Raw genomic sequence first — 12,407 nt, 5'->3', positions numbered from 1 at the left:
CCTATTAAGGAGGACGGGAGAGAGTAAGTAAATATCGCCCCCACGGGGAACAGAATCAAAAAAGTTTCCTCCCACGACTTGACACCTATCTACAACTCCCGCCACTTCCAAAACCTGATTTGCACCGACAACAAAGTCTTACCGAGCGAACAAAATGGCTGGCATCTTGAGATTCTTATTAAAAATAAAAGCTGTTAAGGTACCAATGTTCCATCCCACGTCCACAAGTGTTATAACTTCTGAAAAATCGTCAGCTTCAAAAAGCGGAAGAATCCACTCCCTTGTCGTCTCCTTCATCCACTCAGTGAAATTTCTGGCAGCCTCAGAATTATGCTTAAAGTAGCTATATACACTCATCTGGAAACTATTGTCAAATGAGGATTCTCCTGTCTTTAGACCCTAGAGTAAATTACCCCATACCTCATACCCTGCATCAGCATTTCCCAGAATTGTACCTCATAAAGAATCAGAAGTACCAGTTAGCAGGTATTTCCCCAGAGGATTTAACTGAAACTCGTCATTCTTTTGGGCTGAAAAAATACCCATGCTTACCAGCAGAACAGGTGATAAGTACTACGAGAATTTACACTGGTAGCTTTGGCAAGTTCATCGGCAGTTTTATGGCCGTTACTCAGAATATCGGCAATTTAGAGTTTAGCCACCACAAAAAGATCCTGAACTTTTTTATGCCCAGAGATTATTTCTAGTAGCGCTGACGATGAGCTTTCACCTTCAGTTTGGGCATTATCTGTATATAAACCCATGTGGTTTTCTGGGAAGTGCTATTACTTTAATCTAGCAGAGTTTTATTTTTTATACCCCTCACCCCTCACCCCTCACCCCTCTCACCCCTCACCCCTCTCACCCTTCAAGGGAATTATTTAGAATAATTACCTCACCCCTCAAGGGGATGGATTATTCTGAATAATCACAGAGTTGTCAAGATTTACTACAAACTTTTTTACAACTCAGAATTTTGTAATTTAATCTATATTAAATTTAGTTTTGACTAATGAACTAAAATGCGTAATTCCGGTGGGTTTTAAGGGGGTTAAGGGTTCAAAAGCGTAAGTTCCGAAACAGCAAGGGTCAGCGATCCGGATTGGGGCGAGCTCGCCTACTCCTACTTCAAAGCGGTGGTTAATATCGAGGAGCGTGTTGACAGCACCGCTATGTGCTCACGCTACTGGGTTGGGTTGACCAGTAGAACCGGATATGTAAATCACATAAGCTAAATTATCCGGTGTCACCCCTGTCTCAGAGTTTTCCTGTGTGAAGCGCATATCATCTGTTTGGATTCCCATCCAAACAGATGATATGCGCTTGGTGTTCGGGAAGAGACTCGACTAAATGCTGTTGTGTAAATTCCTGGGAGCGAACACAAGCTAAATCAATCTCACTTTTGGAGAGTTCCCTGCTTGAGAGGAATCTCAATCACGAACTCAGCTCCCTGTCCAGGCTCGGAAATACAAGTCAGGCTACCATGATGTTTTTCTACTACAATCTGGTAGCTAATAGCCAAGCCCAAACCAGTGCCAGAGCCGACAGGTTTCGTAGTAAAGAAAGGGTCAAAAACCTTCTGCCTTACTTCTTCGGTCATCCCCGCTCCATTGTCGGCAATCCGAATCTCTACTTGGTTACTATTTATGACACTGGTGCGAATACGAACTTGTGATTTTTTCTTAGAGATTGATGCTATAGGAGAATTCACCAAGGATTCCTCTATAGCATCAATGGCATTGCTGATTATATTCATAAATACTTGGTTCAGAAAGCCAGCGTAACACTCTACCAGAGGTAGATTTCCATATTCTTTAACAATTTCAATACCAGGATTTTCTGGCTTAGCTTTTAGCTGATTTTGCAACAATAGCAGAGTGCTATCAATCCCTTCATGGATATCTACTGGTTTCATTTCCGCCTCATCCAAGCGCGAGAAATTCCGGAGCGACAAGACAATCTGGCGGATGCGGTCTGCCCCTACCTGCATCGAATCAAGCAGTCTAGGAAAATCGGCAATTAAGAATTCCAGATCGATATTTTCTGCCCAACTCAAAATTTCAGGAGTTGCATTAGGCAATTGCTCCTGATAGAGATTCAGCAACCCCAGCAAGTCATGAAAATATTCGCTAGCGGGGGTAAGATTGCCGTAGATAAAGTTAATTGGATTGTTAATTTCGTGAGCGATACCAGCAACCATTTGCCCCAGACTTGACATCTTTTCAGTTTGAATTAGCTGAGTCTGTGTCGCTTGCAATTCTTTAAGGGTGAGTTCAAGTTGAATTGCTTGTTCTCTCAGCAGACTATTTTTTTGCTTGAGTTCCTGAGTCCTATCTTCTACTTTTTGTTCAAGCGTTTGGTTGTAATCCTCTAATTGTTCATTAGCTGTTTTCAAGTGTTGAGTTGCGGTTTCCAATTTTCCATATAGCATAGCATTTTTAAGAGATATAGCTATCTGTGAAGAAAGTATTTTTAATACCTCCAGCCTCTCCGTTGTAAAGGCACCCGTTGTGATATTGTTCTCCAAGTAAATAATCCCAATGAGCTTGCCTTGATTAATAATAGGCATAGATAATATTGACTTCGGTGTGGTTTTTATGATGTAAGGATCGTTCATGAATCTTTGTGATAGGGCTGCATCATTTAACACCACATTTTCTTTAGATATGCCTACATAGTTAATTATGGTAATGGGCAGATTTTCACTGTTTTCAACGGGGTATTCCGAACACAATACAACCGCATCTCTATCCACAACACCTGTAGCTTCTATCACTAACCTTCCCTCTTTTTCTAAAATCAGGCAGGCCGTTGTAGCTCCAGCATTTTCCATCACAATTTTAAGTAACTTATCTAGCAACTTATCAAGAACTATTTCTTCAGCCAAGGCCAAAGATGCTTTGTTCACAGTGGACAAATCCAAAACCGCCGAACTTGCTCCCGTGGTCGATGTTGTGGTTGTCCTATTAATCTCTATGCCTCTGGATTCTCGCATCAGCATCTCGGAAAATACCAAAGGATATCTAGACTCTAAATCTTTAACTTTAGTTTTTGCTCCCCAACGAATATATCCGTAGTAAGCTTGTGTCAGATAGATTCGAGCAAACTTGTCTCTGCCTAGGGAGAAATAAAACTCGGCTGCTAGTTCCGATGCTAGTGCTTCTTCCTGAATGTATCCTTGTTCTTTAGCTCCTGCTATAGCTCGGTCATAATATTCCATTGCTTCTAAAATTTGCCCTTGAATCCGGGCTTTTTCTGCTTCCACAAGGTCGTACTTATGCTGGAAGTTAAACGGGGCATGAAATGCCCATTTCTGCATTTGTTGTTGATTAGCTTCTACTAAGCTGATGTATTGTTGTTGTTCGCCGAGTGAAGCTTGAGGATAAACAGCGAGGAGAGCGAGGGAATAATAGAAGTTGTGAGGAGCCGAAACTACCATGCTCATCACGCTGACTGCGTGTTCTGCTGCTAAACTGGCGTTAGCAAGAGCATTTGTAGGTTCTTTAAATAGATAAAAGAGAATCGTCTTGGCGAGATAAGCAATAAATAGCAAAATTTTATTGTTAGTTTCAATTAAAACAGGCAACATTTGTGTCTCATTAAAACTCTTGCCAACTAACTGAGTTTTCGCCTCCGTTTCAATTTTCAGATTGAGAGTCAGTTGATGGAATATCTGGATGTAGTAGATAGAATAGTCTTGTTTGAGTTTGAACGCTAAATTAAGATATTGCTCTTGTTCTTCTTCTACTATATCTAATCGCTCCCCCGTCAAAAAGATGCCAGAGCAATAGAGCGTAGCACTATAGCCCGCATACTCTATATCTCCACTTTCCAGCCCACTTTGCAGCGTCTCCCGTAGTGATGTTAATGTGTCCTTAATAGGAACCTTCCAGGGCTTGAGCATACCATAAAATAAAGTGCATACTTTACATTGAAGTTCTCTAGCATTAAATTTATCCAACAGCTTTAAAGCTAGCTGACCTGCAGGATAGGCTGCATTTATATCCCCAGTCATTGAATATATAAAATTTCCATAAAAAGCATAAGCAAAAGCAGCCAGTGATGAATGACCCCGTTCAACACAGAGCTTCGTTTGGGTCCGTACAAGCAGGGGTACAATATCTGGCTTGACTGTGCAAGCAGAAGAAATAACGCTCATCAGTATTCGCAAGGCTGCTAATTGATACGGATCTGTCATTTCTGGAATATTTTCTAAGTCTGCGAGGTTTGGCAATTCAACCACAAAACCCGCGTCACCTTCGTCATTTGATAAGGAAACACCCAGCATATCTAGCACTTGCAGCCCAATATCAATGGATTTTAACATCTGATTTTGAGCCATATAATACTGGATTTGTAGCTCGTATACTTTCACTCTGTCGAGCAGGGTGCTAGCTTGTTGCAGAACAACTTCAGCAAGAGCGGCTGACCTTTCGTAATTGGTAGTAAGATATTCCGCTTCTACGGCTTCTACATAAAGTGCTAGTGTCAGATCGTAGTTACTCTGCCAACTGTTTTCTGCTAATAGTTTTAACCCTACTCTTAATTGCATGACAGCAGCTTCATAAGCTGATGCTGCTTTGGCTTTTCGAGCAGCTATTAAATTTAATTGAGCCAGCTTGTATTTTTCTTCTTGCTCAGTAATGAATTCTACTCCGATATTTAGCTGGTTAACAATATCAAAGACATTTTCTTCTAGGGTGTCTCCATCTGTATTGTGTAACAGGAGTTGACCAATTTTTAGGTGGGTAGTTTTTTGTTGCTCAGAAGGAATTAGAGAATAAGCGGCTTGCTGAACCCGGTCATGCAAAAATTTGTAGGATACTTTGTCAGTATTAATTTCTGACGGGGTTCCTTGACTATTGCCTATTATTAAGGACTGATTACCTGTGCAAAGTAACGGTATTTTGTAAGCACTTTCCCCGATGGGTAAAATTAGACCCGCCTGAAGCCCGTCCCATAAAGCAGATGCCGTTTGTGATATAGATTTTTCACTTACTATTGCCAAAACGTCTAAATTAAATCGGTTGCCAATACAAGCTGCTAACTTTAAAATTTTCTGGGTGTCTGGAGGCAGTTTTTGAATGTTTCTGGCTATGAGTTCGATGACATTATAATCTGCGATCTGCACACTTTGAATTTGCCCCATATCCCACTCCCATCTGCCAATACTGAAGTCAAATTTCAAGAGTTTTTCGGCGTACAGGGAGGTGAGCAGTTGAGTGAGAAAAAAGGGATTTCCTTGAGTTTTATTGAAAACTAACTCAGCTAATAAGTTGCACTTATCTCTTTCATTGTTATTCTTTTTAGCAAGGAAACTTTTTCCCTCAATTTCTCCGTATTGCTCGGAAAAACCAGCAATAGAGGGGACTCGTGATGAGTTGTTGTCACCCAAGGTGTCAGCAACTAATTGATTGACTGTACTAAGTGTCAACGGTTGGAGAACGATATTATTTATTATTGATCCGCAGGAAGAAATACTATCTAAAGTCTGCATTAACGGATGAGTTGGGCTGACTTCGTTATCTCGATAGGCCCCAATTACCAATAAATATTGGCTATCTAGGTCAGTTAGCAGCACATGAACCAATTTCAAAGAAGCAGAATCTGCCCACTGCAAATCATCTAAAAATAAAACTAGCGGATGTGCTTTTTGGGTAAAAACATGAATGAATTGTTTAAAGGCCAGATTGAAACGGTTTTGTGATTCGCTTGGCCCTAATTTAGAAACTTCAGGTTGCTCACCAACAATCAATTCCAATTCCGGAATAACGTCAATTATAACTCTAGTATTTTGACCTAAATCATTTAAAATTTTATGTTTCCACAAGTTGATTTTTTCAGCGCTTTCTGTTAATATTTGGCGAATTAGTCCTTCAAAAGCTTGAATTAACGCTCCATAGGGAATATTACGTTTAAATTGGTCAAACTTGCCAGCGATAAAATAACCCCTTGCTCCGACAATGGGTTTGTGGATTTCATAAACTAAGCAAGTTTTACCTATTCCTGAGTAACCGGAAACTAGCATGAACTCGGCTGTTCCTGTGCTAACCCGCTCAAAGGCATCCATCAGTGTGGCTACTTGTGCTTCTCGTCCGTACAGTTTTTGTGGGATCAGAAATTGACCGGACTTATCACGCTCACCCGGAATGAAGTTACAATTTTTGCCAGTTTGTTGTAATTGATTTAAACATTGTTCTAGATCCGCTTTGAGACCATAACCACTTTGATATCTATCTTCAGCAGTTTTGGCTAATAATTTCATCACTATGTCACAAATTGCTTTGATAATCTCACTATTTTGAGTTTTAAATGTGGGATTATCTCTGGTAATTTTTACACTGCTATTTTGCTCTTTTGCCCAGATAATTTCCCAGAGGGGGACAGGCTGTTTAGCGATGTGGCAGTGAACTAATTCCATGGCATCTGTAGCCTTAAATGGCACTTCGCCACACAGCATTTCATAGAAGGTGATACCTAAAGAGTAGAAGTCGGTGCGATAGTCAATTGAGCGATTCATCCGCCCTGTTTGCTCTGGCGATATATAGGCGAGTGTGCCTTCTAGTAAAGTGGGATGGCTGAGTGTTGGGGTTTCTTTAGACAAGCGCGTGGCAATGCTAAAGTCAGTAATTTTTACGTCTAGCGTAGCAGGAGTAATGATGATATTTGTCGGCTTAACATCTTTATGAATAATTTGGTTGTCATGCAACTTACCCAGAGTATCTGCTAACTGAATAGCAATTTCCAAAAACTCTTTGAGTTCAAGTTTGTGACCATTCAAAAAATTTTTGAGTGCTTCTCCTCTTGAATCTTCCAATATCAGTGCTAGACCATTACGATGATTTTCCAATCCATAGGGCTTGACAATACCTTCTAAATTGAGATGTCGGGAGATTTCATATTCATGTCTCAACTGCATAATCTCTTGGAGAGTAGGATAGTCTGCCATAAGGGTTTTGATAATCACAGCAGTCTGATCTTCCCTCCTCTCTGCGCGATAAACTACTGTATTTAAACCCACATTAATTTTTTCGAGGAGTTTGTATTTGGCCTTAATATTCATAAATATGATACCTCTGTTAACAGTAGAGTGTTTGATGGTGTGCGAAAGTAAATAGTAGGGGCCGTTTCGCTAAAACTCTCTTTCTTTCTTTAATAGTGAACCCTGAAAAAAATGTTTTTTGGTTAATTAGCTTAAAAATGTCTGAACAATTGTAAAATCGATCACCATTTTTCTCTAATTTTTATATTTTTGATGATAGCACATCCCGTGGCGAAGTAAATAGGCGCAAAAAAATATCAATGGTCTGTAGGGGGGCGGTTTAACCCCTAATCATGGCTAGGAGAGATTTTGCCATTTTAAAATCCGCCTCGCCCACCTTCGTTTACAGTGGTTTTAAACGGTATGAGGTACAGTAACAACAATGAGTAAACCAATTTTTGAGAGCTTTGAGAGCGATCGATTCGACTCCGTACAATTACTGACTCTCAGGTGTCACTACTTACGTACAAAAACTGAATGTAGATATTCTTCGATCTTAGACTCTTCTGCTTTTAATTGGATTTAAATGGGGAGAAAAAGGAGACAGGTAAATAACTGGCTTCTCCTACGGCTTCAATCCACGCTTCGGGATACCCCAGCATATTTCTCATTAACGTAGGGTTGGATCCATTGCTGAGAAATCTGGAGCGCACGAGCAATCCCCTCAAGTGAAATATGTTCTAACCACCATCGATGAATTAGCTCTCGTGTCTCCTCCTCAATCACCTTATGAATGCGGATGTTCAACGAATTGCCGATCGCACTTAACACACTTAAACCGTTGTTTACTGTTGTGAATGCGACCGTTTTTGACTGTCTGGCAAAAAGACAAAAATAACAGTTAGGATAAAGAGGGATTGTCAGGGATAGATTAGCAAGAAGTATTGCTAATCTAGCATCATTAGTTCTAGGGCACTACCGGAAAAACCTTGTCTTTTTCCTAATCGCTAGAAAATGACATCTGTGCTATCTACTATTTTGTAGCTCAGTACAATGTATTATTACTTTTTTAGCACTACTAAGGTAGTTTATAACTGCTCGATCGCACAATCAATTGACCTTGACTGGGATTGCGGCTAAAGATAAAAGCTCCTTCTTGAGTTTCGCCGCTTGACAAAAAATCAATTTGCTGGTCGCCGGATTCCAAAACTTCGCCGTTGACACGCAGTTCGGCAATAATTTGCACTGATTCTGCCGTTTCGCCGCCCGTGTTAGTTACGGTAAACGGCACGTAAAATTGCCCTTGAGTTTCGCGAATAGGCGTGTTGCGAGTGACAGAAATGATCGGAGGTTCGTGTTTTTTAGTCAGCCAGTTGTAGAGTACGAGTCCGATGAGGAGAGAAAGGATCGAGCAGGCGATCGCAAATGTGGCCCATTCAGCAGGAGTTCTTTTTTGTTGCTGTTCGTTATTACTTTGACTCATACTGCCAACCTCCCTGCGGCGCCGCCAATAGTCGCGGGCAATCCCAATACTAACGTATAGCTCAGCCAAATCGACCACGGGTCGTCAAAACTGAGTTTGTGGAAAAAAAACATCATAAATGCAGAAGCCGCCAGCGACACTAAATACGCCATGACAGTTTCGCTGAGGGGACGCTGAAAAAGCCCTTGCTGCTGCTGCCGTTTTGCTTGATAAGTAAAGCCTGCTACAAATACAATACCGTAGGAAATTAGCAGCGAAGCGGCGATAATTGCTAATTGCCAAGGCGGTGAAATACCCGCAGCTAGCATGGGAATTTCGTCAGTTGGGGCGATATTGAAAGCAATTATCATCGCGCCGATTAAAGTAGCGCCGATATCTGCTAGAGTTGGGTTAATGGTAGGTTCGTTGTCGCTGTCTGAAGTTTGATAGCGATCGCCGCTCAAGAAACCTCTTGCCAGGGCAACTCCCAAGGAAAACGGCAGGCCTTCAAAGATGATTTTCCCCAAAGTTTCTTGCAGCGGAGTCTCCGGGGTAATTTCCCTGAGCAAAAACAGGACAAAAGCCGCGCAGACAATGCCGATGGCGATTGCTTCTACGGTATCGATTGCAGCATCTCGCCAGCGGATGTCCTTAGTTTTGCGAAAACCTTCTGTGCGAGTCAGCAAGAAAACGACGATAAAGGTAGTTGCGATCGCGATCGACATTTTCGCTGGTGTAGTATACGAACCGATCCACCAAACCTCCATGGTATAAAGCAGGGGAGTACCGAACAAAAAGCCGCCCGATGCACCCCGAATGATGTCGTTTAGTTCATTTGACCACTGATTTTTACGTCTTTTTGATTTTTTCATGTTTGATTGAAAATGCACCTCAAAAAAGGCAATCTCTAATTTTACATATTTCAAGTGTTATCGTAGATAGCATCTGCACTCAACTTTGTGCATAAGCTATGAAAAATTCCTCTCTAGAAATTCCCGCCTGAGTACAAATTGCTCTCAGTGTCCCTGATTTTATTTGAGCGTGGTTAGGAATTACTAACGGAGTCTCCGTGCCATCCTGAGTCTCTCATACCATGACAATATGTTCGCCTTCTCTAATAATCCGAAAACCTCACAACTGAAATGTTCTGATGAATTGTCTTTGAGAAGCATCGACAGGAAACTTTGACATTAAATAGCCACCTCTGCTTCTACTAAAAAAGTCTCGATCGCAGGTGATATCATGTCCGCTCGATTAACCATCATATCCCGGTCGGGGCGGGTTTTTGAGATGGGAGATTGTGGGCAGGTATTGTTGGCTCACTGGCCCCGACAAAAATCGCGGTTGCTCGACCGGACATGATATGATTCGTTTTCCATTGTTTCTTTGCCAAATACTTCGATGTAGCAGCGAATAGCAGACTTGACATCAGCTAAGGCTTCTTCATGGGTGTCACCTTCACCAACTACGGCACCTTTGATCCCAAGAGGATAGGCTACATAACCATCGGAATGTTTTTCAATGATGATTTTAAATTGTTTCATCTTCGCCTCTTTATTTTTAAACTAACTTAATTCACCACACCCGCGCGATCGCATAAGCATCAAAAAAAGCATCACGGCTCAAAACGCGTATCTGTTCTGCCATTGATTGGGCAATTATCAGCCTGTCAAATGGATCGCGGTAATGCAAAGGCAGTGAAGCCACAACCTCAATGTGGTCAAAACTAATTTCCAGTATATCAATTCTATTAACTGCTATTTGCTGCTTGACAAACTCCATAAAAGGCAGACTAAAGTAGAGCTTGCAGTTCCCATGCTTAATCGCCATTTCCCAGACACTAGCTGTACTGAGAAGAATATCGTTATCTCCGTTGTCAATTAGCGATCGCCCTTTTATGCTAAGTTCTGAACTGTCTGTGGTGTACCAAATAAAGGCATGAGTGTCCAACAACAGCCTCATGACCTGTACTCCTTAAATTCTTCTAGCGGTTCGTCAAAATCATCCGACATCCAAACATCATCCGACATCCAAACCATTCCTTTAGCACTTCCTGCTTTCCGATTTGGTTTAGCTTGTTTAGGAATTCCTACTAATTTTACAACAGGCTGGTTATCTTTACTAATGGAAACTTCTTCACCTCTCATCGCCACTTCGATTAATTCCAGAAGCTTTTCTTTTGCCTCAACAATGTCTACTTGATACATAATTCGTGCCTGCTTACTCTCAATTTACAACATCACTATTCTCACTCAATTCAACAAATCATCTTCGTCCAAATCAACCGACTGCAACTCCATATCAACCGACTGCAACTGAGCCGGAGTAGCCGGAATCGCCGCAATGATTGCATCGATTACTTTCGCCACGGGAATAATCTCCATCCCCAAATCTGGCACCGGTTGATTCTTAGGAATAATGGCCCTTTTGAAACCCAATTTCGCCGCCTCCCTCAGCCGCAACTCTAATTGCGAAACCGGCCGCACCTGTCCCCCCAAACCAACTTCTCCAAGCAAGACAGTGCGTGCATCAACCACCCGATCGCGAAAACTGGCCACAACGGCGATCGCAACTGCCAAATCCGCGGCCGGTTCGTCCACCTTCAACCCGCCCACCGTCGCCAAAATCACATCTAATTTAGATAAAGGAATCCCCACCCTTTTCTCCAAAACAGCTAAAATTTGCTGCAATCTAGCATTGTCCACACCAGTAGTAGTGCGGCGCGGCGAACCAAAACTTGCAGGGCTAACTAAGGCCTGAATTTCCACTAAAATCGGTCGAGTTCCTTCGCAAGTAACAGTCGTCGAAGTACCGGGAGAAAATTCATCTCTATTTCCTAAAAACAACTCCGACGGATTATCTACTTCTCGCAAACCGTGGGCTACCATTTCAAAAACGCCGATTTCGTGAGTCGCGCCAAAACGGTTTTTCATCGATCGCAAAAGTCGATGAGAAGCAAAGCGATCGCCCTCAAAATACAGTACAGTATCTACCAAATGTTCCAAAACCCTAGGCCCGGCCAAAGCTCCATCTTTCGTAACGTGACCGACAATAAATAAAGTAATATTTTCCCTTTTCGCAACCTGCATTAAAGCAGATGTACATTCCCGCACCTGAGCCACCGAACCCGGAGCCGATGTTAAACTAGCAAAATAAATAGTTTGGATGCTGTCAATCACCGCCACATTCGGTTTCAGCGCTTCCAACTCCCGCAAAACAACTTCTAAATCAGTCTCGGGAAGCAAATAGAAATTCTCCGCTGAATTGTCCTCGGAATCCGTTTTAGCTTCCCCGTGGCGATCGGATTTATGTCCGCCGTTGCTTGACAACTCAACCGGATTCGCCACGCCCAAACGCTGCGATCGCAACTTCACCTGCTGGCCGGACTCCTCCGCACTGACATACAGTATCCGATCCTTGCGGGCCAACATATTCGCCACCTGCAGCAGCAGCGTCGATTTCCCGATTCCCGGTTCTCCTCCAATCAACACCAGCGATCCCGGAACAATCCCGCCTCCCAAAACTCGATCGAGTTCCCCGTAACCCGAAGGCCAGCGAGACTGAGTTTGGTCAGCAATCTGCGATAATCTGAAAGATACCCTTGGTTGACCCTTCGACTTATCAGGGGGCGAACCGCCCACTGTCTTAGTTGTCACCCCAGTTAAACCAGCCCGCGGCCCACCAGCAGTAGGTTGTTCTATTTGCTCGTCAAAAGAATCCCACTTCTGACAGCTAGGACACCTGCCAAAATATTGTGGTGAATCATACCCGCATTCCCGACAAATATATTGTATTCGAGGCTTAGGCATTGTTTACCAAAAAGATGGGTTTAAAGCCCCGCACTTGAGGGCTAGTTGTTAATCCATAGTAGCATTTCAAGCCCTTCTTATCAGAAAATTGGGTTTAAAACCCCGTCCTTTTAGGACGGCTTTATTTCCAAAAAGTTCTAAAAGTTTCCCAAAT

The 12,407-nt window shown here is 42.4% G+C and carries 11 protein-coding genes; 1 reads left to right on the top strand and 10 read right to left on the bottom strand.

The genetic code is table 11. The annotated features are described in order from the left end of the window. Window positions 1-138: 138 nt before the first annotated feature. Window positions 139-357 carry a hypothetical protein gene (locus QUB56_RS35005; RefSeq protein ID WP_332960956.1) on the bottom strand — a complete coding sequence of 73 codons (219 nt, stop codon included), beginning with the start codon at window positions 355-357 and terminating at the stop codon, window positions 139-141. A 17-nt stretch (window positions 358-374) separates the two neighbouring features. Here QUB56_RS35005 and QUB56_RS35000 point away from each other — a divergent pair, with 17 nt between their 5' ends. Then, on the top strand, window positions 375-707 hold the full coding sequence (locus tag QUB56_RS35000) for a hypothetical protein (protein ID WP_332960955.1): 333 nt from the start codon (window positions 375-377) through the stop codon (window positions 705-707). A gap of 471 nt (window positions 708-1,178) precedes the next feature. On the opposite strand, the gene QUB56_RS34995 is transcribed toward QUB56_RS35000, so the two are convergent. The 9 genes from QUB56_RS34995 to radA all read right to left on the bottom strand — a co-directional run bounded on the left by QUB56_RS34995 (window position 1,179) and on the right by radA (window position 12,253). Then, window positions 1,179-1,304, bottom strand: a complete 126-nt coding sequence (locus tag QUB56_RS34995) for a hypothetical protein (RefSeq protein ID WP_332960954.1) — start codon at window positions 1,302-1,304, stop codon at window positions 1,179-1,181. Window positions 1,305-1,396: 92 nt separating this feature from the next. Next, window positions 1,397-7,063: an AAA family ATPase gene (locus QUB56_RS34990; protein WP_332960953.1), complete on the bottom strand. Its 5,667-nt coding sequence runs from the start codon at window positions 7,061-7,063 to the stop codon at window positions 1,397-1,399. A 706-nt stretch (window positions 7,064-7,769) separates the two neighbouring features. Beyond that, window positions 7,770-7,874 carry an IS1/IS1595 family N-terminal zinc-binding domain-containing protein gene (locus QUB56_RS37575; protein ID WP_445243441.1) on the bottom strand — a complete coding sequence of 35 codons (105 nt, stop codon included), beginning with the start codon at window positions 7,872-7,874 and terminating at the stop codon, window positions 7,770-7,772. A 186-nt stretch (window positions 7,875-8,060) separates the two neighbouring features. Continuing rightward, window positions 8,061-8,465, bottom strand: a complete 405-nt coding sequence (locus QUB56_RS34985; protein ID WP_332960952.1) for a TIGR02588 family protein — start codon at window positions 8,463-8,465, stop codon at window positions 8,061-8,063. Next, window positions 8,462-9,316, bottom strand: a complete 855-nt coding sequence (locus QUB56_RS34980) for a TIGR02587 family membrane protein (RefSeq protein ID WP_332960951.1) — start codon at window positions 9,314-9,316, stop codon at window positions 8,462-8,464. Before QUB56_RS34980 ends, QUB56_RS34985 begins: the two co-directional genes overlap by 4 nt. 447 nt (window positions 9,317-9,763) lie before the next feature. Then, on the bottom strand, window positions 9,764-9,988 hold the full coding sequence (locus tag QUB56_RS34975) for a hypothetical protein (RefSeq protein WP_332960950.1): 225 nt from the start codon (window positions 9,986-9,988) through the stop codon (window positions 9,764-9,766). Window positions 9,989-10,019: 31 nt separating this feature from the next. Continuing rightward, window positions 10,020-10,406, bottom strand: a complete 387-nt coding sequence (locus tag QUB56_RS34970; RefSeq protein ID WP_332960949.1) for a type II toxin-antitoxin system VapC family toxin — start codon at window positions 10,404-10,406, stop codon at window positions 10,020-10,022. Then, window positions 10,403-10,651 (bottom strand): type II toxin-antitoxin system prevent-host-death family antitoxin, encoded by a 249-nt coding sequence (locus QUB56_RS34965; RefSeq protein WP_332960948.1) that lies wholly within the window; start codon window positions 10,649-10,651, stop codon window positions 10,403-10,405. Before QUB56_RS34965 ends, QUB56_RS34970 begins: the two co-directional genes overlap by 4 nt. Window positions 10,652-10,696: 45 nt before the next feature. Further along, window positions 10,697-12,253 carry a DNA repair protein RadA gene (gene radA / locus QUB56_RS34960; RefSeq protein ID WP_332960947.1) on the bottom strand — a complete coding sequence of 519 codons (1,557 nt, stop codon included), beginning with the start codon at window positions 12,251-12,253 and terminating at the stop codon, window positions 10,697-10,699. Between the last annotated feature and the right edge of the window lie 154 nt (window positions 12,254-12,407).

It is taken from the genome of Microcoleus sp. AR_TQ3_B6, from assembly GCF_036702785.1.
Taxonomy (GTDB): domain Bacteria; phylum Cyanobacteriota; class Cyanobacteriia; order Cyanobacteriales; family Microcoleaceae; genus Microcoleus.
Note: the sequence above shows the minus strand (reverse complement) of the source record. Positions and strands in the feature narration are given on the sequence as shown.

Bases quoted from the DNA above. Each gene is read 5' to 3' on its own strand.
- QUB56_RS34965 (WP_332960948.1), bottom strand. From the start codon at position 10,651: ATGTATCAAGTAGACATTGTTGAGGCAAAAGAAAAGCTTCTGGAATTA.
- QUB56_RS34995 (WP_332960954.1), bottom strand. From the start codon at position 1,304: ATGGGAATCCAAACAGATGATATGCGCTTCACACAGGAAAACTCTGAG.
- QUB56_RS34980 (WP_332960951.1), bottom strand. From the start codon at position 9,316: ATGAAAAAATCAAAAAGACGTAAAAATCAGTGGTCAAATGAACTAAAC.
- QUB56_RS34970 (WP_332960949.1), bottom strand. From the start codon at position 10,406: ATGAGGCTGTTGTTGGACACTCATGCCTTTATTTGGTACACCACAGAC.
- radA (WP_332960947.1), bottom strand. From the start codon at position 12,253: ATGCCTAAGCCTCGAATACAATATATTTGTCGGGAATGCGGGTATGAT.
- QUB56_RS34990 (WP_332960953.1), bottom strand. From the start codon at position 7,063: ATGAATATTAAGGCCAAATACAAACTCCTCGAAAAAATTAATGTGGGT.
- QUB56_RS35005 (WP_332960956.1), bottom strand. From the start codon at position 357: ATGAGTGTATATAGCTACTTTAAGCATAATTCTGAGGCTGCCAGAAAT.
- QUB56_RS34975 (WP_332960950.1), bottom strand. From the start codon at position 9,988: ATGAAACAATTTAAAATCATCATTGAAAAACATTCCGATGGTTATGTA.
- QUB56_RS34985 (WP_332960952.1), bottom strand. From the start codon at position 8,465: ATGAGTCAAAGTAATAACGAACAGCAACAAAAAAGAACTCCTGCTGAA.
- QUB56_RS35000 (WP_332960955.1), top strand. From the start codon at position 375: ATGAGGATTCTCCTGTCTTTAGACCCTAGAGTAAATTACCCCATACCT.